This window comes from Aquimarina sp. AU58 (assembly GCF_900312745.1).
GTDB lineage: Bacteria > Bacteroidota > Bacteroidia > Flavobacteriales > Flavobacteriaceae > Aquimarina > Aquimarina spinulae.
On record NZ_OMPD01000014.1, the window covers coordinates 724,996 to 748,625 of the forward strand.

The 23,630-nt window shown below is 32.7% G+C and carries 18 protein-coding genes; 7 read left to right on the plus strand and 11 right to left on the minus strand.

What is annotated here, in order from left to right; translation table 11 throughout:
• Window positions 1-9 precede the first annotated feature (9 nt).
• A complete protein-coding gene (odhB, locus tag DK441_RS14525; RefSeq protein ID WP_109851366.1) occupies window positions 10-1,230 on the plus strand; it encodes a 2-oxoglutarate dehydrogenase complex dihydrolipoyllysine-residue succinyltransferase in 1,221 nt (406 codons plus the stop codon).
• A gap of 136 nt (window positions 1,231-1,366) precedes the next feature.
• Here odhB and DK441_RS14530 read toward each other — a convergent pair whose 3' ends face one another.
• The 6 genes from DK441_RS14530 to DK441_RS14555 form a co-directional block, all read right to left on the minus strand.
• The gene (locus tag DK441_RS14530) at window positions 1,367-2,512 is read right to left on the minus strand and encodes a cysteine desulfurase family protein (protein ID WP_109851367.1); all 1,146 of its coding nucleotides are present in this window, start codon (window positions 2,510-2,512) and stop codon (window positions 1,367-1,369) included.
• Between the two features lies 1 nt (window position 2,513).
• Window positions 2,514-3,716, minus strand: a complete 1,203-nt coding sequence (locus DK441_RS14535) for an MFS transporter (RefSeq protein ID WP_109851368.1) — start codon at window positions 3,714-3,716, stop codon at window positions 2,514-2,516.
• Between the two features lie 31 nt (window positions 3,717-3,747).
• A complete protein-coding gene (locus DK441_RS14540; protein WP_109851369.1) occupies window positions 3,748-4,863 on the minus strand; it encodes an MBL fold metallo-hydrolase in 1,116 nt (371 codons plus the stop codon).
• 13 nt (window positions 4,864-4,876) lie between these two features.
• On the minus strand, window positions 4,877-5,536 hold the full coding sequence (locus tag DK441_RS14545; protein ID WP_109851370.1) for an ArsR family transcriptional regulator: 660 nt from the start codon (window positions 5,534-5,536) through the stop codon (window positions 4,877-4,879).
• 252 nt (window positions 5,537-5,788) lie between these two features.
• Window positions 5,789-6,712: a GYDIA family GHMP kinase gene (locus DK441_RS14550; RefSeq protein WP_109851371.1), complete on the minus strand. Its 924-nt coding sequence runs from the start codon at window positions 6,710-6,712 to the stop codon at window positions 5,789-5,791.
• Between the two features lies 1 nt (window position 6,713).
• Window positions 6,714-8,030: a hydroxymethylglutaryl-CoA reductase, degradative gene (locus tag DK441_RS14555; protein ID WP_109851372.1), complete on the minus strand. Its 1,317-nt coding sequence runs from the start codon at window positions 8,028-8,030 to the stop codon at window positions 6,714-6,716.
• Window positions 8,031-8,412: 382 nt separating this feature from the next.
• On the opposite strand from DK441_RS14555, the gene DK441_RS14560 reads away from it, so the two are divergent.
• From DK441_RS14560 to DK441_RS14580, 5 genes are all read left to right on the plus strand, one after another.
• A complete protein-coding gene (locus DK441_RS14560) occupies window positions 8,413-10,584 on the plus strand; it encodes a S9 family peptidase (protein WP_109853523.1) in 2,172 nt (723 codons plus the stop codon).
• A gap of 17 nt (window positions 10,585-10,601) precedes the next feature.
• Entirely contained in the window at window positions 10,602-11,993 is a 1,392-nt protein-coding gene (locus tag DK441_RS14565) for a peptide MFS transporter (RefSeq protein WP_109851373.1), read from the plus strand.
• Between the two features lie 9 nt (window positions 11,994-12,002).
• Window positions 12,003-13,553, plus strand: coding sequence for a peptide MFS transporter (locus DK441_RS14570; RefSeq protein ID WP_109851374.1), 1,551 nt, complete (start codon window positions 12,003-12,005; stop codon window positions 13,551-13,553).
• Window positions 13,554-13,654: 101 nt separating this feature from the next.
• Window positions 13,655-14,194, plus strand: a complete 540-nt coding sequence (locus tag DK441_RS14575; RefSeq protein ID WP_025667583.1) for a thioredoxin fold domain-containing protein — start codon at window positions 13,655-13,657, stop codon at window positions 14,192-14,194.
• A gap of 490 nt (window positions 14,195-14,684) precedes the next feature.
• Complete coding sequence (locus DK441_RS14580) at window positions 14,685-15,956, plus strand: serine hydrolase (RefSeq protein WP_109851375.1); 1,272 nt, start codon at window positions 14,685-14,687, stop codon at window positions 15,954-15,956.
• A 13-nt stretch (window positions 15,957-15,969) separates the two neighbouring features.
• Here DK441_RS14580 and DK441_RS14585 read toward each other — a convergent pair whose 3' ends face one another.
• Window positions 15,970-18,015 (minus strand): ComEC/Rec2 family competence protein, encoded by a 2,046-nt coding sequence (locus DK441_RS14585; RefSeq protein WP_109851376.1) that lies wholly within the window; start codon window positions 18,013-18,015, stop codon window positions 15,970-15,972.
• A 189-nt stretch (window positions 18,016-18,204) separates the two neighbouring features.
• On the minus strand, window positions 18,205-18,720 hold the full coding sequence (locus DK441_RS14590; protein WP_109851377.1) for a C40 family peptidase: 516 nt from the start codon (window positions 18,718-18,720) through the stop codon (window positions 18,205-18,207).
• 232 nt (window positions 18,721-18,952) lie between these two features.
• Here DK441_RS14590 and DK441_RS14595 point away from each other — a divergent pair, with 232 nt between their 5' ends.
• A complete protein-coding gene (locus DK441_RS14595; RefSeq protein ID WP_109851378.1) occupies window positions 18,953-21,163 on the plus strand; it encodes a response regulator in 2,211 nt (736 codons plus the stop codon).
• Window positions 21,164-21,167: 4 nt separating this feature from the next.
• Here DK441_RS14595 and lpxB read toward each other — a convergent pair whose 3' ends face one another.
• From lpxB to surE, 3 genes are all read right to left on the minus strand, one after another.
• On the minus strand, window positions 21,168-22,283 hold the full coding sequence (lpxB, locus tag DK441_RS14600; RefSeq protein WP_109851379.1) for a lipid-A-disaccharide synthase: 1,116 nt from the start codon (window positions 22,281-22,283) through the stop codon (window positions 21,168-21,170).
• 217 nt (window positions 22,284-22,500) lie between these two features.
• Window positions 22,501-22,797: a hypothetical protein gene (locus DK441_RS14605; protein WP_109851380.1), complete on the minus strand. Its 297-nt coding sequence runs from the start codon at window positions 22,795-22,797 to the stop codon at window positions 22,501-22,503.
• A complete protein-coding gene (surE, locus tag DK441_RS14610; protein WP_109851381.1) occupies window positions 22,790-23,572 on the minus strand; it encodes a 5'/3'-nucleotidase SurE in 783 nt (260 codons plus the stop codon). The genes DK441_RS14605 and surE overlap by 8 nt, the downstream gene beginning before the upstream one ends.
• Between the last annotated feature and the right edge of the window lie 58 nt (window positions 23,573-23,630).

The following is a 23,630-nucleotide window of genomic DNA, read 5'->3' on the forward strand; positions in this document are numbered from 1 at the left end:
TTCAGAATTATGGCTTTAGAAATGAAAGTCCCATCACCGGGAGAATCTATTACAGAAGTAGAAATAGCTCAATGGCTTGTTGAGACTGGTGATTATGTCGAAAAAGATCAGGCAATTGCTGAAGTAGACAGTGATAAAGCAACCTTAGAATTACCCGCTGAAGCAAGTGGAGTTATAACACTTAAGGCAGAAGAGGGTGATGCGGTGGCAGTTGGTCAAGTTGTGTGTCTTATTGATACAGAGGCGGCTAAACCCGAAGGTAATGCAGCAAAATCAACTCCTGCTGAAGAAGCTCCAAAAGTAGAGGAGGAAAAGGAAAAAACTCCGGTAACTCCTGCTAAAACAGAAACTTATGCAACAGGAACTGCTTCTCCAGCAGCTAAAAAAGTACTTGCCGAAAAAGGTATAGATGCTAGCCAAGTAAAGGGGACTGGTAGAGATGGACGCATTACTAAAGCTGATGCATTAGATGCAAAACCAGCTATGGGAACTCCAGGATTAGGAAGTAGAGGAGAGTCACGTAAGAAATTATCAATGCTTCGTCGTAAAGTGGCAGAACGTTTGGTTTCAGTTAAAAATGAAACGGCAATGCTAACCACGTTTAATGAAGTGGATATGCAACCTATTTTTAACCTTCGTAGTCAATACAAAGAAACATTTAAAAGTAAACATGGAGTAAGCTTAGGATTTATGTCTTTCTTTACTCTTGCTTGTGTACGAGCATTGCAGTTATTCCCTGCGGTAAATTCGATGATAGATGGTAAAGAAATGATTTCGTATGATTTTCAGGATATCAGTATTGCAGTTTCTGGTCCTAAAGGGTTAATGGTACCTGTGATTCGTAATGCAGAAAATTTAAGTTTCAGAGGAGTAGAATCTGAGGTAAAACGATTAGCAATTCGAGCACGTGATGGTCAGATTACTGTTGATGAAATGACAGGAGGAACTTTTACCATAACTAATGGTGGTGTTTTTGGTAGTATGTTGTCTACACCAATTATTAACCCGCCACAGAGTGCTATCTTAGGGATGCATAATATTGTAGAGCGTCCAATTGTAAGAGATGGACAAATTGTAGTAGCACCTATTATGTATGTGGCATTATCTTATGATCATAGAATTATCGATGGTAAAGAATCTGTAGGATTCCTTGTAGCGGTAAAAGAAGCATTAGAGAATCCAGAAGAATTACTTATGGATAATAATGTAACTAAGGCTTTAGAGTTATAACTAAAGTATTCTAGTATAAAACAAAAGCGCTTCGTTGATATCAACGAAGCGCTTTTGTTTTGAAAAATTTAAAATAAGAATCTATGGCTTAATTTGTAGCGTCTGTAATATGATTTTTATAGTGTTGCTTTTATTTCTATGTAGTTTGATGCTTTGTAAAAGCTTTAGAAAGAATAGGTATTGCACGATCGATTTCTTGTTTGGTAGTGTTTTTACCTACCGAAAACCGAAATGTCCCTTTGGCGTATTCATAATCAGATAAAGTTGATTTGAGTATGTTAGATAGATTAGTTGTACCAGAATGACAGGCTGAACCCGCAGATAGAGCTATTTCATTTCTTATGCTGAATATAACAGCATTCGCATCAATATTTCTAAAACTAATATTAAGAGTATTGGGTAAAGTTTTTTGTAAATCTCCATTTATAATGGTATCCAGATTTAGGCTGTTTAATTGTTCTAGCAAATAATTTCTCATTATTTGCATTTGTGTTGTGTTTATTTCAAATTCTTGATAAGCAATTTCAGAAGCTTTTCCTAAACCTGCTATATACATCGTATTTTCGGTCCCTGGCCGTTTGTTAAATTCATGACTTGCGCCATGCATTAATTTTTGCAAAGAGGTTCCGTTTTTGATGTATAATGCACCAATACCTTTTGGAGCATAAAATTTGTGACCTGCAATGGTTAATAAATCGACATTTAGATCGGCAACGTTAGTTATCACTTTGCCTATAGATTGTGCAGCATCTGTATGAAAAATGACATTGTGTTTCTTTGCGATTTTACCTATTTCCTGTATCGGTTGTATGCTTCCAATTTCATTATTGGCATGCATAATAGAAATTAAAATAGTTTCTGGTGATATTGCTTTTTCAATTTTATTAATGTCAACAATTCCGTTTTTATCAACATCTACATAAGTAATTTTGAATCCTTGATTTTCTAAGTGCTTACAGACTTCTAGTACAGCAGGATGTTCTATTGATGATGTGATAATATGATTTCCTTTTGTTTTATGGGCCAATGCAGCACCAATAATTGCATAGTTATTTGATTCTGTTCCACCACTGGTGAATATAATTTCTTCGGGAGTGGCTCCTACAAGATTTGCTACTTGTTTACGAGCTTTTTCGATAGCTTCTTTGGCTTTTATTCCTTGGGTATTAATACTAGAAGGGTTTCCATAATGATTAGTTAAAAAAGGAAACATTACATCTACCACTCTAGGGTCGATTGATGTAGAAGCGTTGTAGTCTAAATATATAAATGGTGTGTTCATATTAAGTCATCCTTGTTTTAATAATTATTGATGATATTATGGTTAATACTCCTATTGTAATTATTGTAATATCTACTTCAAAAAATTGAGCCATACCTATTGTTAATAATGCACCAAAAGCATACCCTAAATCTCTCCATAGCCTAAAAACTCCAATACTTTGAGCTCTTTGTTTAGGGTGGGTAAAACTTGCAATAGCAGATAAAAAAGTTGGATATACAATGGCTGTTCCTGCTCCCAGGATTGATGAGAGTGTAAGGAATTGGATTAAAGATGTTGCCCAAAACATTAAAATTAATGCTATGCCTTGTAATGCCATTCCTATAAATAGCATCATTTTTTTATTGTAGTGATCAGATAGTTTTCCGGTTACTAGTTGTCCGATTCCCCATATAGCAGGATATACAGCAACAATGATTGCGATATTTTTTAAACCAAAACCTCTATTGGCCAGGATAATTGGAAGTACTCCCCAGATCATTCCATCGTTTAGGTTATTAATAAACCCTGCTTGTGAGATAGACCCTAAATTATTGTCTTTCCATGTAGTGTCCCAAAAAATGTTTTTAAGAGGTTTTATGTCATTTATTTTTGTTTCTGCTGCAACGTGTTTTGCGGTATCTTTTATAAAAAAAATACTAATCAATAAACCCAATACAACAAAACCAATACCCTGATAAAATGGATACGGGCGTAAACCATATTCAGAAGCGATCCATCCTGTAGTAAATGCAACAAGAGCAATAGAAAAATATCCGAAAGACTCATTAAGCCCCATAGCTAATCCACGGTGTTTTTCTCCTACTAAGTCGATTTTCATTACTACGGTACTAGACCAGGTTAATCCTTGATTAATTCCTAACAATACGTTGGCAAAAATAATCCAGTTCCAATGTTGGGCATGGATTAAGATAAACGGAATAGGAACGGCTATTAACCATCCGATAATTAATAGATTTTTACGTCCTATACTATTTGCTAATACTCCTGTAAAATAATTGGTAAAGGCTTTTACGGCTCCAAAAACAATTATAAATGATAATACTGTAGAGGTGGCAATAATTGAGAATTCTTCTTCTGCTAATTTTGGAAGTATAGTACGTTCTAATCCTACCATTCCTCCAACAAAAGCATTTACAATCAACAAAAGTGTAAATTGCCTCCAGTTTTCTTTCAGTCCTAGTTGTATGTTTTTTTCTTCCATTTGGTTATAATTAACTTGTTGAAAAAGAAGATTAAGAAATGGCACAACGATTTGCACCTGCTTCCAGTTCAATTAAATCTGCTCCTTTTGCACTCCCTTTTATATTTAACTTTACGATTTCTTCATAATTTGGCGGAGTTTCAGGAATTTTTTGCAGTAGGCTATCAATAAAATTTTCTTCATTAAGTTGTAATACATTCACATTGTTATTTATGTCTTCGAGACTATTACATACCATATTATTATCAAATGAAACAGGGTGACTAATATGACCAGGGTAAACAATAAGTGAGTTTTGAAGTGTAACTAATTTTTGTAATGATTGATATAGTAAACTGGCCTTTCGCTTTGCGATTTCTTTTGTAGCTTTTAAGTCTGGTCTTCCGACACCTGTTGTAAATAATGTGTCTCCAGAGAATAAGGATTCATTATTTACTAAGTAAGAATAACTTTCATGTGTATGTCCGGGTGTATGAATTGCTTCTAGTTTGGCATTGCCAAAATTAAGAATAGTACCATCTGTAATTGGCTCGAATTTATACGTTACTATATTTTGATCGGGAAGTAGTAAAATAGCATTGGTCTTTTCGGCTAATTGTTTTCCTCTCGAGAAATGATCTGCATGAATATGAGTATCTATAACATATTTTATTTTCCAATTATTTTGTTCAGCGATATTGGTATAAACCTTAGCATCTATAGAGGCATCAATGATAATTGCTTCTCCATTATTTTCTAGGATATAGGATAGGCAACCTTTTCCTGTTCTACGAATTTGAATGATTGTTGTTTCTCTACTGTCCTTTGTTTGTGCTGTATTCCATGCGGTTGTCCATTCGCGCATTCCTCCTTCTAAAGAGTATGCTTTTATACCTCTTTCTTGAAGTTGTTCTGCAGCTATTAAACTAGTTTTACCTGCACCACAAACGGTTACAACTGGTATGTCTTTTGAAAAATTAATACCTGAAAATAGATTTTTTTCTCCTGCTTTTAGTTTCGTATAGACATCTACAAAATCACTCTCAGGAATTTTCCATTCTTCGCGTTCTTCTTTAGGTCTTACATCTAAAATTTGAATAGGAACCTTGTTTTCTAATAAGGTTCTGAGATCTGCTACTTTGATCGTTTTTGTATTTTTCAAATTCATAGTACTCTTTATTTTAATTAACTGGTAATCCTCTTTGTTTCCATTCTAAAACTTCTTCTTGAAGGCGAATTGCATCATAACCCTTTTCTTGAAGATATTGAACTGCTTCATCTGCAAAAACACATAAAGGGCCTCTACAGTACACTATTATTTGTTGGTTTTTTGGGAGTTGAGTTATGTTGTCTTTGAGGGATTCTATAGGTATAGATTTTGCATTTGCAATTGCTTCTTTTTTAAATTCTTTTTCTGGTCGAACATCTAAGAAGTATAAATCTTCAAGATTATTATTCACCATTATTTCATCGATGTTGATCGAAGATACCGATGCAAATTTCTCTTGTTTAAAGTTTTGTAAAGTTGCCTGTATTTCTAGACTGTTTTGTAAACTAAAACTTTGTAAAGAGTTCCAAAGTGTATATACATTTTTATTAGATAAGGAATAAATCACATAATGCCCATTCTTTGTTGTTTTAAGAAGTTTCACTTTTTTAAGTACTTGTAGATGCTGTGAAGCATTGGCGATTGATACTCCTATCTCGCCTGCAATTTGCTCTACAGAATAATCGTCTTGAGATATAAGATTAAGGATTCGAAGTCTATAAGGATTTGCTAAGGCTTTTGCCACATTAGCAATCTCCTGGTAAATACTGTTTTTAAATTCTTGTTTGTTCATTAGTAATTCAATTATTCAACAAATATATTGAATAATTGAATTAAAACAAATTTTTAATACATTTTTTGATACCCATAAGATTGTAACTGATTGAAAAAGAGGGGTTAGTTAGGGTTTTATACTAGCATTTATAAAACTATTGAGAGATAATTGGGTCGATCGCTAGAGGGCAATTGACTTAATAAAATGATTTCATCGAGAGAACATGTTAATGTATTTTGGGTACTCTATGATTCTCTATTTTAACTGTAATTATAAAATCATTTCAGCATAAGGAAGTATCGTATGGTATCCTTTTTTCTTAAAGTATTCCATTTCTGAAGAATTTCCGGTAACCAAAACAAAATCTCCTCCCCAGCCGCCAAGGCTTTTAATACTATCCGGATAATCAGGAAATAAGGTAGACTTTACAGTGGGAGTTTTAATAATTTTAGAAATAATTTCTTCATGTAAATCTAGTAGTGTATTAAACTCATCTAGAGTAGAACAATCCAATATTTTAGACGTAATTTCGTTTATTGCTACTTCGGCATTATCAAAATCTTTTAATGGTAATGCCTGATAATGTTTAATAGAAGCTTTACTATCCTGCTTTTGGTTTAAATAAATAAAAAAAATATTTTCCTTAAAAGGAGGGTCGAAACTAGCAGCTTTTACTGTAGGATTGCCTTCATTGCGTTTGTATAGAATAGGAGAATCATGCTGCGCACATGCAATATCATACCCACTGCCTCCAAAGCTTTTTTCAAGTAAAGTAAATGCATTTACTTTTGCCCATTGTGCAATGTTATTAATTAAAGTAGAAGAAGATCCAAGTCCCCATTCCTTATGAAACTCTAACCTACTTTCTATACGATATCCTTTCCCAGAAGAAAGAAAATTAGGATTTAATTCTTTTGCGGCGTTAAGAATATCAATAAGAATAGTAGCAATATTATTTTCTTCACTAGTATCTTGGGTTTGTTTAAAAGTATTGTCTTCTAGAGTTAGATTAGTCTCGAACCAACAATGTCCTTCTTCATCAAAGCTTTTCCATATAATTTGAGAAGAATCATTTTCTTCAATTAATAACCATTGCCCCTTTTTGGTAGGTAACGCTAGAGCGCATGCTCCATCTAATACCAAATATTCTGCTGTAAGCAATAATTTGCCATGACTATAAAAGGATTTTTTCATTTTAAGCCCTCAATTTTTCAATCTGTGTTACTACTTCACTATGGGTAACCGCATTTGTTTCAAAATATTTTATAAGTAGTTTTTTTTCGTTTTCTGTAGCTTTAAATTGATTTAATATATTCATCAAATGCATTTTCATATGCCCTTGTTGAATTCCCGTAGTGATCAGTGAGTTTATGGCCGCAAAATTTTGGGCGAGTCCTGCGACAGCTGTTATTTCCATAAGTTTTTTTGCATTAGGTTTTTCGAGAAGCTGCAATGCGAATTTTACTAAAGGGTGAAGAGAAGTTAAACCGCCAACAGTGCCTAGTGCAAGAGGTAATTTAATAGAGAAAGTTAAAATTTCATTTTGTATTTCGGCATGAGTAAGGCTTGTATATTTACCATTTCTTGATGCATAAGCATGTGCTCCTGCTTCTATCGCTCTAAAATCATTTCCTGTAGCTAATACTACTGCATCGATGCCATTCATAATCCCTTTGTTATGTGTTACTGCGCGGTAAGGTTCAACTTCGGCAATACGTACTGCTCTCACAAATTTGTTGGCATATTGCAGAGAAGAAAGTGATGGGGTGTTGGGTAAATCCTTGATATTACAAAATACAGAAGCTTTTACCAAACACTGTGGAACATAATTAGAGAGAATACTCATAACAATCTCAATATCTTTTTCTGTAGCAGAAAAATCATGGTGTTCTTTTGCCTCTGTAGTCATTGTTTTTGCAAACTGCTCCAGGCATGAGTTAATAAAGTTAGCTCCCATAGCATCTACAGTCTCAAAAGTGCAATGCAATTGATAGTAGTCATCAATTTCTGTAGTTTTATCCCGCAGTTCTATGTCAATTACACCACCACCTCGTTTTTCCATATTTTTGGTCATATGGGACACAGAAGCTAATAACTTAGGTTTAATTATAGAGAAAAATTGTTGTAGTTTTTCAGATCTTCCGTTATATGTAAAATGAACCTGTCCAACTTTTATAGTTGATAGTACTTTGGCTTTAAAACCACCTCGTGTTTGCCAAAATTTGGCGGCTTTACTTGCTGCTGCAACTACAGAACTTTCTTCAATAGCCATGGGCAGGGTGTAGCGCTTATTGTTAATAAGAAAATTTGGTGCTACCGAAAAAGGTAGGTAATAATTAGAAATAGTGTTTTCGGTGAATTCATCATGAAGCTGTTGAAGCCCGTCATCAGAATTCCAATAAGTTACTAAAGTATCTACTGCATTTTGATCATCATTAAAATGGTGTTTTGCCAACCATTTGATTTTATCAGCTTTAGAGAGTTTAGAAAACCCAGAAACTACAGGTGCCATTATGTTTGTTATTATTAGTGGCTTCAAATATACCATTCTGTTTTGTCATACGCATAGCTAAATGATTTTAGATATATCGAAAACATTATCCTTGATAAACTGGTATAGATATAAATTGAGAAATAGAGGTTTTTTAATAGTACTATTTTATGCAATAAATTGTTATAAATGATTGTTTTATGAATTTTAAGTTGATTAATAATTGTGCAGAATATGGTTTGAGAATAGTAAAATGAGCACGCAAAATTCTAGGTGTTATTGATAATATGCTAAAAAAAACACCTATGATTTTATGATTTTATTGTATTTAACAGCAATTGTTGTATTTTTCACGGATTTTTTAGTATTCTTGGCGTCAGCAATTTTTAAAAATTATATCATAATGAAAATTACAAAATTGTTTTTTGCAATTACGATTTTTATAAGTCTTGTAACATCTGCACAAGACAAAGCTTTTACTCTACAGGAAATCTGGGGAGGAACTTTTAGGACTCAAGGGTTGCAATCATTACATTCTATGAAAAATGGAACTGAATATTCGGTCATAGAAAAGGATGCAGCTTCTGGAGCAATTAATATTGAAGTGTATTCATACGAAACGGGTGAGAAAGTAAGAACTTTAATAAGTACTGCTTCTATAGATGATCTATCTACGTTTCAAGGGTATTCTTTTAGTAAAGATGAAAATAGAGTTTTACTTTCGAGTGAGCTAGAACAAATATATCGTCGTTCTTCAAAAGGGATTTATCATATTTATGATGTTCCTTCTAAAGGTATTTTTAAAGTTAGCGATAAAAAAATACAATCCCCTATGTTATCACCAGATGGAAATAAGATAGCATACGTTCTGGATAATAATATTTATATGCTAAATTTTGTAACCGGTAAGGAGGTACAATTAACCGATGATGGTAAGAAAAATGAAATTATTAATGGGATTACAGATTGGGTGTATGAAGAAGAATTCTCTTTTGTTAGAGCCTTTGATTGGAGTGCCGATAGTAACAAGATTGCTTTTTTACGATTTGATGAAAGAGAAGTGCCTGAGTTTTCTATGGATGTTTATGGTAAAGATTTATATCAAAAACAAGAAGTTTTTAAGTATCCTAAAGCAGGAGAGAAGAATGCAAAAGTCTCCTTGTTTATAGCAGATATTAGTGCAATGGCATTAGATCAGATTAAACTAGGTGATTATAAAGATTTTTATATCCCTAGAATAGAATGGACAGCAAATCCAGATATTTTGAGTGTACAGGTAATGAACAGACATCAAAATAATCTGGATTTAATTTTTGTAGACGCCAAGACCAAAGAAGCAAAAGTTGTTCTTAATGAAAAAGATGTTGCTTATATAGATGTTACAGACAATCTTACATTCTTAGAAGATAATAGTTTTATATGGACCAGCGAAAAAGATGGATATAATCATATATATCATCATGCAGCAACTGGTGAGTTGGTAAATCAGGTAACCAAAGGTCCCTGGGAAGTAACGAGTTATTATGGTTATAATAAAAAGAATAAAACTATATATTATCAAAGTGTAGAGAACGGGAGTATCAATAGAGATATTTATAGTGTTACTTTGAATGGAAAAGACAAAAAGCGATTAAGTCAAAAAGAAGGAACCAATGACGCAGATTTCAGTGCAGATTTCAGTTTGTATATTAATTATTTTTCTAACGCAACTACTCCTTACGAATATACCCTAAATAATGGCAAGACAGGAAAAGTTGTTCGTGAAATCAAGAACAATAAAGGATTGCTAGAAAAACTAGCGAAATATGATGTGCGACCAAAGGAGTTTTCTACAATAGAAGTTAATGGAGAACAATTAAATACCTGGATGATCAAGCCCAAAGATTTTGATCCAAAAAAGAAGTATCCATTGTTTATGTATCAATATTCTGGCCCAGGATCTCAATCGGTAAAAAATTCATGGCACAGAGCAAATGATTATTGGTATATGATGTTGGCGCAACAGGGATATATTGTTGTTTGTGTTGATGGTAAAGGAACTGGTCTAAAAGGCGCCAAGTTTAAAAAAGCTACTCAAAATGATTTAGGAAACCTAGAGGTTCAGGATCAGATTGCCGCTGCTAAGTATTTTGGAGGATTAGAATATATTGATGCATCCCGAATTGGGATTTGGGGATGGAGTTACGGAGGCTTTATGTCTAGTAATTGTTTATTTAAAGCTCCGGATACCTTTAAAATGGCAATTGCGGTAGCACCAGTAACAAGTTGGAGATTTTATGATACCATTTATACGGAACGATATTTGATGACTCCTCAGGAGAATGCGAAAGGATATGACGATAATTCGCCAATTAATTTTGTGAATGGATTAAAAGGAAAATTCTTATTAGTACATGGTAGTGCAGATGATAATGTGCATGTTCAAAATACAATGCAATTGGTTGAAGCATTGATACAGGCAAATAAAGATTTTGATTGGGCAATTTATCCCGATAAAAACCATGGAATTTACGGTGGTAATACTAGATTACATTTATTCAATAAGATGACTAACTTCATTAAAAACAACTTATAATTAATTAAACAAACGTAATGGCAAATACAGTTAAAGCAGCTCATCAGAAAGAGCTTTTTGGGCATCCGGTGGGATTATACATTTTATTTTTTACAGAAATGTGGGAACGCTTTTCATACTATGGTATGAGAGCAATTTTTGTGTTATATCTAACAGCTAAAACCGTGGATGAAAATGCAGGTTTAGGCTGGTCATCTGGAGAAGCTTTGGCACTGTATGGATGGTATACGATGTTGGTTTATGTAGCATCAATTCCTGGTGGATGGATTGCAGATAAATTTTTGGGGCAAAAAAAATCAGTCTTAGTAGGAGGGATTTTATTGGTTGCCGGACACAGTATTTTGGCTGTTGAAGAAATGTGGGCATGGTATTCTGGTCTTGGATTAATCATAGCAGGAGTAGGAATGCTAAAACCTAATATTTCGACTATGGTAGGAGGTTTGTATAAACAAGGAGATATACGAAGAGATAAAGGATTTACTATTTTTTATATAGGAATTAATGTTGGCGCATTTTTGTCAAGTTTAATCGTAGGATATGTAGGAGAAGTACATGGATGGCATTACGGTTTTGGTCTTGCAGGAATAGGAATGGCATTGGGATTATTACAATACCTATTAGGTCAAAAGTACCTTGCAGGAGTAGGTAACTTTTTAGGAGCTTCTGAAAAAGAAGAGGATAAAGAGGCTATGAAAAAACCATTAACTAAGATCGAAAAAGATAGAATTGTTGTCTTGTTTATTTCATTTCTTTTAGTGATCGTTTTTTGGGGAGCTTTTGAGCAGGCAGGAGGATTAATGAATATCTATGCCAAAGAAAAAACAAATAGAATGTTAATGGGATGGGAAGTTCCTGCTTCATGGTTTCAATCTCTAAATGCCATGTTTATAATTTTCTTAGGAACCACAATCGCTTGGTACTGGGCGAATAGAAAACTAAAAGGAAAAGTTTCGAGTTCTTTATTTAAAATGATTCTGGGACTTATTATTATGGGAACTGGATTCTTTTTCATGACAGCTGCGTCTATGGAGTTTAACTCTAATGGATCTTCTGCAATGTATTGGTTAGTATTAGCATATTTGTTTCATACTATTGGTGAGTTATGCATATCGCCTGTGGCATTGTCGTTTATTACGAAATTAGCTCCGGTTAAATATGGAGCATTAATGATGGGGGTATATTTTGCGATGACAGGTTTCGGAAATAAACTGGCCGGTTTATTAGGAGAATCTGCAGAAAACCTTGGTGAATTTACCATCTTTACAGGGATCGCCGTTTTTTGCGTGATCTTTGGATTACTCGTTATGATTTTTAGAAAAAAATTAGAAGTTTTAACACATGGTGTTGAAGATAAAGAAGGAACTTTACATGAAGAAGCCGAAGGTTTTGAATTAGCAGATAACTCCTAAAATAATATCATGACGGTTCAAGACGATTCAAATGACTTTAGTTTATTAGGTCATAAACCCGCGTTATATGTGTTATTCTTCACAGAAATGTGGGAACGATTTTCGTACTACGGAATGCGTGCAATTTTTGTGCTATTTTTAACTTCTACTTTTGCAGATGGAGGCTGGGAATGGTCTAACGAAAGGGCATTAGCACTTTTAGGAACATATACTTCTTTAGTCTACGTAACTCCTGTTATAGGAGGGTGGATTGCTGATAAATTTACAGGATATCAAAAAGCAGTTGCACTTGGTGCCTTGGTGATGACACTGGGGCATGGTGCAATGGCATTAGAAACAGAGACTACACTGTATATAGGTGTAGGACTTTTAATCATAGGTAATGGTTTATTTAAACCAAATATTACATCGATTGTTAGTGGTCTGTATGATAAGTTTCCCGAAAGGAAAGATGGGGCTTTTACCATTTTCTACATGGGTGTAAACTCTGGTGGATTTATTGGTGTTTTACTTTGTGGTTTCTTAGGTGAGAATTTGAGCTGGGCCTGGGGATTTGGTTTAGCTGGTATTTTTATGATGCTCGGGATGTTACAATTTTGGTTTGGTAGAAGTATTTTTGAGAATGTAGGAGTAGAACCATCCAAAAAAATAGATTTATCAGATGCTATTGAAAACATGCCAGATGAAGTTGAAGAAAAAGTGCCTGCTCATGTACAAAGGGATCGTTACATTGTTGTAGGGGTCTTAGCATTTTTTGTAGTATTCTTCTGGGCATCTTTTGAACAAGCCAGTGGATCTATGACTATTTTTGCAAATAACTTTACGCAACGTGTATTAAGTGGAAGTTCTGCTTCAATATTTAAAATAGTAGACACATTAATAACGATTGTGCCTTTAGGAGTTATCACCTGGGTTTTATTTAAACTGTTTGCACAAACGTTTAAAAAAATATCATTATCCAATATTGTTTTGGGAGTAAGTTTCTTAAGTGTATGGGCAATTGCATTATGGAAACTTTCTGTAATTCTTCCACAGGAAACAACTGAAATTCCGGCATCCTGGTTTTTGATTTTGAACTCATTATTTATTATTACTCTAGCACCCTTATTTTCTAAAGTATGGGAAAGTAAGTATAATCCTTCTGCCACTGTGAAATTTGGACTAGGAATGATATTATTAGGTATAGGGTTCGGAATGCTAGCATGGGGTTCTGCATCGATTCCTCAAGGAGCAAAAACTGCATCAGTTAGTTTAGTATGGTTGGTTGTGGCTTATTTGTTGCATACTATGGGAGAATTATGTTTATCTCCGGTAGGATTATCTTATGTTTCAAAATTAGTACCAGCAAAAAAAATAGGAATAATGTTTGGTCTATGGTATCTGGCTATTGCTATCGGTAACAAATTAGCGGGTTTTGTAGGGAGTTATATTGATGTGATTGTTAATGAATATTCAATGTCTGCTTTCTTTTTAATCTTTACTATAGTTCCGGTAACTGTTGGAGTAATATTAATTTTAATTACTTCAAAAATGAAGAAAATGATGCATGGAGTGCATTAATATGTAATAAAATATATAACTTTACTTGCTTCCCAAAGGCAAATTAATTTTTTAATAAGGAATAATTTTTGTTTCCGACTAGTTATAAAAATTTAAGATTTATGAAAAACCTACTTTTTATTTTTGGATTTCTGCTAAGCTTTTATACTCAAGCACAAGAAATCAAATGGATGTCTATGAATGATGCTTTAGAGGCTCAGAAAAAAGAACCTAAAAAGATCTTTATGGATGTGTATACAGATTGGTGTGGTCCCTGTAAGCTACTGGATAAAAAAACTTTTCATAATAAGGATGTAGTCTCTTATGTAAATAAGAACTACTATGCAGTAAAGTTTAATGCAGAAGGAACAGAAGAAATAAAATACAATGATTTTACCTATACCAATCCAAATTATAATCCGGATAGGAAAGGAAGAAACAGTCAACATTTTTTTGCAAATGCGCTCAAAATAACTGGATATCCTAGCATGGTATTTTTTGATGAAAAAGGAAACCTTATTGCTCCTGTGGTGGGGTATAAAACACCACAACAGTTAGAGATATATCTTAAGATGATCCATAATAACGATTATAAAAAGTTAACCAGTACAGATGCCTGGCAGAAATATGAACGGTCTTTTGTAAGTACTTTCGAAAATTAATACAGATTACTATATTTTTAAAAGGCTCCATTTTGATCATATGATCAAAATGGAGCCTTTTTTATGAATAGAATTAATTATAAAAAATATCTTTATCTGTGGATTTGTGTATTTTGTCTTGTTTTTCTGTCTTTTTATCGTAAATTGGCCATGATAACATTCAAATAGGATGTTTTTTTGTTTTTACGAAAGATTTTTCTTTCAAATTCAAAAATTAAGAATGATTTTGATATTAAGCTTGTATGTAACTAGCTTTTGTATTCATAGAATTATGTCAATTCAAAGAGCATTAGTTTTGATACTAAATAAGGATAGTACAATTAATTGAAGATCCATTCGTTAGTTAATAATAAACCTAAAATAATACCCAAATCTGATTCGAGAAATGAAAATAAAACTAATCTAGCTTAATTCAATTTTAATACCTACTCTATAAATTGTAATCGCTTTTTTGATTTTATTCATACTTTTTTGAATTGTAAACCTACTTATGAAAAGAATACTAGTCATAGCTGTCCCGTCTATGTTGTTTATTGCGCTACTTTTTTCTTTTGTTTCAGCAGAACAACCAGAATTACCTCAAGAATCTCAAGCTATTCAAATATCCCAACCAGCAGAAATTTATTTTCCGAATTCGGATAAAGAACGATTGGCAGATTCTATCCAGGCGTATTTTAACAAGGCAATAGATCAACATCAAATTGTAGGAGCGGCTGTTGCCATTGTAAAATGTGATTCTATTATTTATGTAGATGGTTATGGTAAAAGGAATATCGCTTTAAAAGACAAGATTAATGAAGAAACCATTTTTAGAATCGGTTCGGTTTCTAAAGGTTTTGCTGGTATTCTTACAGGAATTCACGTAGAAGAAGGCTTAATAAATTGGGAAGATAAAATTGTAGATTATGTTCCAGAGTTTCAATTGGCTAGTAAAGAACAAACAAAGAAAGTAACTTTATCTCATGTGTTGTCTCATACTGCAGGTTTACCATACCATAGCTTTACCAATCTTGTAGAAGATGGATTATCTATAACAAGAATTGCAAGCAAATTTAAAGAGGTACGTACTATTGAACAACCGGGTAATATATATAGCTATCAAAATGCTGTTTTTGCATTAAGTGGTAAGGTGATAGAACAAGTTACAGGTCAGTCTTTAAGAGAGGTTATTCAAAATAGAATTTTTGAACCTCTGCAAATGACTACTGCTTCGGCAAGTTATGAAGCTCTTAAAGAATCTGATAATGTGGCACAACCACATCAGCGTATTCGACATGGGTGGCGTCTTAAACGCATTAATAAAAAGTACTATAACAATGCTATAGCTGCAGGAGGAATTAATGCAAGTATAACAGATATGGGCAAGTGGATGAAATTTTTGCTTGGGAATAATCCAGAAGTAATGATGCCTAATACAATGCGTACTGTGTTTAGCCCAAAAATACAAGTAGGAGGAAGAAGACAGTATTATCAAAAGTGGCCAGGGTATTCAAAATCTTCCTATGGTTTAGGGTGGCGTGTACATTCTTTTGTAGATGCTGATTCTAAAGAACCAAGTACTATCGTACATCATGGAGGAAGTGTTAATAACTATAGAAGTGAAATTGCAATTTACCCTAACGAAGATTTAGGAATCTGTGTGCTCTTTAATAGTCAAAATAAATTGGCCAAAGATTGTATACCGACAATCTATAAAATGATACAGGAAATAATGACAACTCAGAAGGATCAATTACTAAAAGAATCTTTAGTATTGCTATAAAGTTTTTAAGAGTTTATTTTAATATAAAAGCTCCCTTTTTGTCTATACGATGAAAAGGGATTTTTTGTTTTTCACAACTGATTTCCCACTGATCGATATAACTTTTGTAATTGCTCGCATCTACAACGATTTGTTTTGGATGCAAACTATCTATTACTCTATCCAGATGAATTTTTGGGGAATTCGACAAAATAATAATATCAGGATAAAAGCTTTTGATATGATAGATTGAAGTACTATCAATAACCATAATCGTTTGTTTTTTATATTGATAGATGTTTTTTAATTGCATAACTGTATCTAAAGTAGCCTGATTCTTAGTAAGATAATTGCCAAATAAAAAATGCTGAGTTTTTACTGCAATAGAATCTTTACTGTATATTCTAAATTGTTGGTTTTCTAAGATCCCTAAAGTAGTATTACGTTGGTTATGAAATACAATTAATTCTTCTAGATTCGAAATAGTATACTTTTCATATGTCAAAACAGAGAACAGTGTAATTATTGATACTCCTAACGCGTACAATTTTTTCCTTTCAAATTTTTTGAACATCATGACCAAAAGAATAATAGTCAGGTATGAGATGATGCACATACTGGTCGAGAAAGGAATATTTTTAATAACAAAACTTTCTTGGTCAGCTATCCATCCAATAATAATATTCATGATGTCAATACAATTACCAAATAAGGCAGCTATAGGTTCAGGGAGAATATTTAGATAAGCGAGTAGAATGACCAAAATACCAAAGCCAAGAATACCTCCCAAAAAAGGAAGAATAATAAGATTAGAAATAAAAAACAAAAGAGGGAACTGATGAAAATATAATAATGTGAGAGGTAATAATCCAAGTTGAGCAGCCATAGTAACTGTAAATATTTCCCAAAGTTTTTTAGAAAGATAAAATCCAGGCTTATATATTTTAAATAATAATGGTTGTATCCAGGCTATCGCAAAGACTGCTAAATAACTTAATTGAAACCCTACCGAAAACAATAGCAAAGGATTAAAACAAATGAGTATAAACAGAGAAATAAACAATGAATTGTAAATACTTGTTTTGGATCTAATTTTTATTCCTATAGCAAGAAAAGAAAACATAGTTACTGCCCTAAGTACTGATGGGGATAACCCCGCGATAATTGCAAAACACCAAAGTGATAAAATAGTGAGAATTAATTTGATTACTTTTCCGTTTTTATGATACCTGTTAAGAGGTTTTAAGATCAAATTTAATAGGAGTAAAATGATTCCGACATGAAGTCCTGACACTGCCAAAATATGAATAGCTCCGGCATCTCTGTAATTATCAAAAACATCTTGACTTATATCTTGTCTTTGCCCCAAAAGCAAAGCATTAATAATAGATAACTGTGTAGAGTTAAAATTGTATTTAGATAGTTTTAAATTACTGGTTTTTCTGATTTGATTTGCTACATAACCCAGAGAATATTCGATTTTATGGTTATCAATGAGTTGATGAGGTAATACAACGATCTTATGAGATATGTATTGAGAGTCTAAATATTTTGAATAATCAAATTGGTATGGATTTAAAGCATGAGGAATAGGTTTTAATGCGGTAAATGTGGTATACGTATTGCCTATATCCAAAACATTTTGTGTGCTATCTTTTGCTACCTGAAGTACTATTTTACCATGTACAGCTTTGCTATCTACAAATTTGGTAGATACAATGTATTTATTATAGTAGGATGAAGGTTTTAATCGTTCTTTAATGTAAAATTGAATCCCTATATCATAGGGTTGCTCTTTTAGATTTATATGATTGCTGTAATGGTTTGAATAGTTCTTTGGGTTGTGGATTTTGACTAAAGCGATTCCGAAAATGATAAAAACAATCGCCGTTATAATAACAAAAGAATGCCCTTTGCTAAACATCCTTTTTGATCGTTTCCATGAAACGCCAAGTATACATATAGAGATTGAGAAACTTAATACTACAATTTCGGGAACAATAGTCAAATGATACCCGATGAGTATGCCAAGTAAGGTCGAAATTGTAATGACTATAAAAGGAATATTAATGAGTTTCACATTAGAGACTTAATAAATGATTATGTTGAGTAATTATTAATTACTCAAAAATGTTCATAGTACAATGATAAGAGACCCTAGTTTCATTTTTCGGAACTGGGATTAATAAGAGAAGTAGAAACAATGCTGTTCAGAAAGGAGAGAGAATTTATTAAGAGAATGATTTATTTACTAAGCAAATACCGTTGGCTATAGAACTCTTCTGGCGCCGGCAAAGCATTTATTCCAGTATTTCTCATCAAGACTAGATATAATAACCCCTCTTGATGTAGATGCATGAATGAACCTAATGACTCCTTTGGTTTCAACGACAAGCCCTACATGAGAAATAACGTTTTTTCTTTTATTGGTTTTAAAAAAAAGTAAATCACCAACGATTACTTTTTTTAATGATATGGCTTTACCTTGGGTAGCCATAGTTCTAGAAGTTCTCGGGAGAATAATATTCTCTTTTTTAAATGAAGTATATACCAAGCCAGAACAATCCATTCCTTTTTTTGTAGTACCACCAAACTTGTACCGGGTACCCCCAAAAGTTTTAGCATAACTCACAATACTTTTAATTTTTTTAGAGTTAGGACTTCTGGTTGTTTTGACCTTAACAGTAGTTCTATTTTTTGAAGATATAACCGCTTTGTTTTTAGAAGAACTTCCACAAGAAGTTAAAGCTGTAATAATTAAAAGATAAAAGATTACTCTTTTCATTAGACTTGGGTTTATAACAAAAATACATGTTTTTAGTCAAAATCTTCAAGAGTTTAAAATTGTTTAAGAGGCTTTCAATTTTTATTATTGTCATAAATAAGTGTTTTATCCTAGTATAAATTATTGTTTCTATCCTAGAATTACGGCTTTTACGGTATTTGTTTAAGGTTATAGAGTAAAAGACAATATAATTTAATATCTTATTAGTAAAATACTTATTAATATTCTTCAGATGAAATTGAAGGTACTTCTATATAGTGCATGTTTTTTAATGCATTTTGCTATTACCTCTTTAACTGCACAAGTTGCTGATAAAGAGGTGAGTTCGGATAGTATAAGAGAAGTTCTAGAAGAATCCTCAAGATCATTTTCAACGCAAACAAATGAAGGAAAAGAAAAGGGAATCTATTTTTTAGAGCTTGCAGAAAAACTGATAAAAAAAGTTAATGACCCCTTGCTTGAGATTCATATTAATAGAAGGAAAATGGATTTTTTTCTGGATAAAAGAGATACTATTAGAGTTGAAGAATATCTAGCCAAAAATCTAAAAATCATTAAACTAATTGACAATAAAAGACAGCTTGGGTTGTATTATGAAGGACTTGGAGTACATAAATCTATGCAAGGAAAAAAAGAAGAGGGGTATCAAGCTTATCTTATTGCAGAACAACTATTAAGGAAGTATGGGAAAACTAAAGATGTGATTGATATCAATTACAATCTTTGTTCACGATATATGATGGTAAAAAGATGGAACGAGGCCATCGAGTATGCATTAAAATCGCTAAATGCAATAAAAAAGACAGGAGTTAAAAAGGATAGAAGGAAGAATTTAAATCTTTTCTTAGCAGAAAGTTATATCAATTTAAAAGAATTTGAAAAAGCAGAACGTTATTTTGATACTATAGAAAAGGAAAAATCTGATTATTCTGGAGATTTGAACTTTGAAGGAAGATTATATTCTAATAAGGGATTGTATTATGAAAAAATTGGAGATTATAAAAATGCAGCGCTGTTTTATAGTCAATCCTTCAATAATCTTTTAGAATACCACAGTCAAAGAACAAGAGAAGTAAGCACCGCACTTGCACTATCTAATCAATTAAACCTGAAAGAAGAAGAAAATAAAAGGATAAAACTAGAAAATGATTTAAAAGCAGAACAATTAAGAAATAGAGGCCATATTATTTTGTTAAGTGTAATAATTATTCTGGGATTAATTCTAATGAGTATAATTCAATACAGAGTCTCTTTATATAAAACGAAAATAAATAAATTACTTCAAAAGAATTATGAAGAATTAATAGAAGCTAATCAAAAAGTAGACGAAGCACTAGAAGCAAAGTCAGAGTTTTTAGATTCGGTTACTCATGAACTTCTTACTCCTTTAAATACAATAAAAGGCACGACATTTTTACTGCAAAAAGAAGAATTGACATCGCATCAGGTAAATCAAATGAAGTTAATCAATTTGTCTAGTGATTATTTATTAAACCTAATTGCCGATGTAATCCACTTAAATGATCTTGAAAAAGGAAAGCTAGAACTAAAAAATGAGAAATTTGACCTAAGAGTGTTATTGAATAACTTAGTAGATTCTTCTGTATTAATGAAGGATAATAATAATAAAATTCATAAAGAAATTGATAGCAATATTCCTGATGATCTAAAAGGAGATGTTCTTAGGGTTTCTCAAATCTTCTTAAATATATTGGATAATGCTTTAAAATTTACGAGAGACGGAGATATTTATGTTGAAGCCTTATTGGTTTCGAAAATAGATAATATAGCAGAAATAGAGTTCTCTATTCGAGATACTGGCATAGGTATGTCTGAAAAGCAGATTAGTAAGGCTTTTGAAGCTTTTCATCAAGGATCAGTTAAAATCAATAGAAAATACGGAGGTACGGGACTAGGGTTGTCGATCGTAAAAAAAACACTGAAATTACAAGGAAGTGATGTTATTTTAAAATCTAAACCAGGAAAAGGGACTTTGGTTTTATTTACCATGAAATTTGATGTTCCTGAACAAGTAATAGAAAAAAATATGTTCTCGGGAAACGGTTATGACGAATCACCAGAAGGAATTAATGTTCTATTGGTTGAAGATAATAAGGTAAATCAATTAATTACAGAAAAGATAATTTCGAATTATGGCTTTTACTGTGATTCTGCTAATGATGGAAAGGAAGCAGTAGATATGGTCAAGAAAAATAAATATTCTATGATCTTGATGGATATTATGATGCCAAAAATGGATGGTTTTGAAGCTACAAAATATATAAAACAATTTGATAAAGGAATACCAATAGTTGCATTAACAGCAATATCCGAGAAATTGAACAGAGAAAAATTTAATGAAGTAGGAATATACACTGTTCTTAATAAACCGGTAGACCCAGAATTGCTTTACGAAACTATTATGGTGTGTTGTGATAAATAGAAAATCAATTTTTTATAGACTCTACAATTAATTTTGCAGTTTTATCATTAGCTCCTCTACCGCCAAGCTTTTTTTCGAGATCATAATACTCCAAAAACATAACTGCTCTTTTATAATCATCAATTATTATAGTAAGCTCTTCTTTAAGCCTTTTAGGATTAAAATCACCTTGTATTAATTCGGTTACAACAGGTTTATCCATAATTAAGTTTACCAAAGAAATATAATCAAGGTTAATAATTCGTTTTGCAATTTGATAAGAAATAGAGTTTCCTTTGTAGCATACAACTTCTGGTACTTTAAATAAGGCAGTCTCCAGGGTTGCAGTACCCGAAGTTACTAAGGCAGCATTACTAAGGCTTAATAGATCATACGTTCGATTCATAATTAAGTGAACTCCTTGTTTTTTAATAAAGGGAGCGTAGAAAGAAGCCTCCTGGCTTGGTGCTCCTGCAATGACAAACTGATAATTCGGGAAATCGTCTACAACAGTAAGCATAACCTCAAGCATTTTACGAATTTCTTGTTTTCTACTTCCCGGAAGTATAGCAATAATAGGTCGATCATCTAAATTGTATTCAGCTTTAAAGGCTTCGGGCATGATTTGCTTATGATCTGCAATAGCATCAATTAATGGATGTCCTACAAATTGAACCGGAAACTCATGTTTATCTTCATAAAAAGATTTTTCGAAAGGTAGAATTACGTACATCATATCCACACATCGTTTGATAGATTTTATTCTTCCTTCTTTCCAGGCCCATATCTGGGGAGAAATATAATAATGTGTTCTGAACCCTTTTTCTTTAGCCCATTCTGCAATACGCAAATTAAACCCCGGATAATCTATAAATACAATCGCATCTGGCTGAAAACTTGTAATATCTCGTTTACAAAGTTTTAGGTTTTTAAGGATAGTAAACAAGTTTAATAAAACCTCTACAAACCCCATAAACGCCAAATCTTTATAGTGCTTTACCATCGATCCACCAACAGCCTGCATAAGATCCCCACCCCAGAATCTAAACTCTGCTTGAGGGTCTTCTTTAAGAATCGATTTCATAAGATTTGCACCGTGTAAATCCCCAGATGCTTCTCCTGCGATGAGGTAGTATTTCATGTGTTTATATTTACTATTTTTCAAAAGTCACATGCTGCTCGCTATTAATCATTCCTTTGGAGTGATAAAGCTTTTAGCATGCTCGTTTCATGTTTTTTAATTTTCTAAAGGGCAGACAAAATATCGAACAACTACAAATTTAATGTTTCCGAAGTATCAAAAACTAACATTTTGGTTATCGATTTTATCTAAAAAATATGATATTATCTTTTTAAGATCACCCAAATTTACTAATTGCAATACAAATAGCCGCAATAAGCGTAGCAAGAAGCACGCCACGAGCTCGATATATATTATTTTTTCTTAAAAAAAGAAAGAAAATAAGTAAATTAGGCATAGCTCCTAGAGCAATTAAGCTTCCTAAAGAGTCATTCTTTGCAGAAGCCTTTATCATTTCAGTAAATGATAATCCTTGAGAGCTTAGTGCAGAAAAAATAAATACACATAAGATAAACCCTATAGTATTCATAAGTAAACCGATTGTAAAACCAATAATAATCTCTTTTTTAATCATGTAGTGACCAATTGTTTAGTTCTTGTATAAAGTGATGAGCGGTAAGATCAAATTGAGTAGGTACTATAGAGATATAGCAGTTATGTAATGCCCATTCATCAGTATCTTCTCCTTTATCTTCGTTAATAAATTCACCAGAAAGCCAGTAATACTCTCTTCCCATAGGGTTTGTTCTCTTGTCAAACTCTTCTACCCAATGGGCATTCGCCTGGCGACATATTTTTACACCTTTTATGTCTTCTTTGGTTAATTTTGGAATATTCACATTAAGAACTACTCCTTTTGGTAACCCGTTTTTGAGGACATTTTCTACAATAATTTTCACATATTTCTTCGAAGGCTCAAAATTTGCATCCATACTATAATCAAGTAATGAAAATCCAATAGCAGGAATTCCTTCAATGCCTGCTTCGACAGCGGCACTCATTGTACCCGAGTAGATTACATTAATTGCTGAGTTCGAGCCATGGTTAATACCACTTACGCATAAATCAGGTTTCCTGTCAAGGATTTCACGGGATGCCATTTTTACGCAATCTACGGGAGTGCCCGAACAACTATATTCTTTTTGTGGAGCATTTTTATTAATAATAACAGGATCACAATAGAGAGTGCTATTAATTGTTATAGCGTGACCCATTCCGCTTTGCGGACTATCTGGGGCAACTACTACAACATCACCAATTTCATTCATAACATCTATAAGTGCACGTATTCCCGGGGCAGTAATCCCATCGTCATTAGTGACTAAAATCAGGGGTCTTTTTTGCGGCATAGCTTAAAATTTTACGACTGTAAAAATACACTTTTTTTATACGAAATAAGAATTCCTA

Bases quoted from the DNA above. Each gene is read 5' to 3' on its own strand.
- DK441_RS14575 (WP_025667583.1), top strand. From the start codon at position 13,655: ATGAAAAACCTACTTTTTATTTTTGGATTTCTGCTAAGCTTTTATACT.
- odhB (WP_109851366.1), top strand. From the start codon at position 10: ATGGCTTTAGAAATGAAAGTCCCATCACCGGGAGAATCTATTACAGAA.
- lpxB (WP_109851379.1), bottom strand. From the start codon at position 22,283: ATGAAATACTACCTCATCGCAGGAGAAGCATCTGGGGATTTACACGGT.
- DK441_RS14545 (WP_109851370.1), bottom strand. From the start codon at position 5,536: ATGAACAAACAAGAATTTAAAAACAGTATTTACCAGGAGATTGCTAAT.
- DK441_RS14580 (WP_109851375.1), top strand. From the start codon at position 14,685: ATGAAAAGAATACTAGTCATAGCTGTCCCGTCTATGTTGTTTATTGCG.
- DK441_RS14540 (WP_109851369.1), bottom strand. From the start codon at position 4,863: ATGAATTTGAAAAATACAAAAACGATCAAAGTAGCAGATCTCAGAACC.
- DK441_RS14555 (WP_109851372.1), bottom strand. From the start codon at position 8,030: ATGGCACCTGTAGTTTCTGGGTTTTCTAAACTCTCTAAAGCTGATAAA.
- DK441_RS14565 (WP_109851373.1), top strand. From the start codon at position 10,602: ATGGCAAATACAGTTAAAGCAGCTCATCAGAAAGAGCTTTTTGGGCAT.
- DK441_RS14550 (WP_109851371.1), bottom strand. From the start codon at position 6,712: ATGAAAAAATCCTTTTATAGTCATGGCAAATTATTGCTTACAGCAGAA.
- DK441_RS14560 (WP_109853523.1), top strand. From the start codon at position 8,413: ATGAAAATTACAAAATTGTTTTTTGCAATTACGATTTTTATAAGTCTT.
- DK441_RS14595 (WP_109851378.1), top strand. From the start codon at position 18,953: ATGAAATTGAAGGTACTTCTATATAGTGCATGTTTTTTAATGCATTTT.
- DK441_RS14535 (WP_109851368.1), bottom strand. From the start codon at position 3,716: ATGGAAGAAAAAAACATACAACTAGGACTGAAAGAAAACTGGAGGCAA.
- DK441_RS14570 (WP_109851374.1), top strand. From the start codon at position 12,003: ATGACGGTTCAAGACGATTCAAATGACTTTAGTTTATTAGGTCATAAA.
- DK441_RS14605 (WP_109851380.1), bottom strand. From the start codon at position 22,797: ATGATTAAAAAAGAGATTATTATTGGTTTTACAATCGGTTTACTTATG.
- DK441_RS14530 (WP_109851367.1), bottom strand. From the start codon at position 2,512: ATGAACACACCATTTATATATTTAGACTACAACGCTTCTACATCAATC.
- DK441_RS14590 (WP_109851377.1), bottom strand. From the start codon at position 18,720: ATGAAAAGAGTAATCTTTTATCTTTTAATTATTACAGCTTTAACTTCT.
- surE (WP_109851381.1), bottom strand. From the start codon at position 23,572: ATGCCGCAAAAAAGACCCCTGATTTTAGTCACTAATGACGATGGGATT.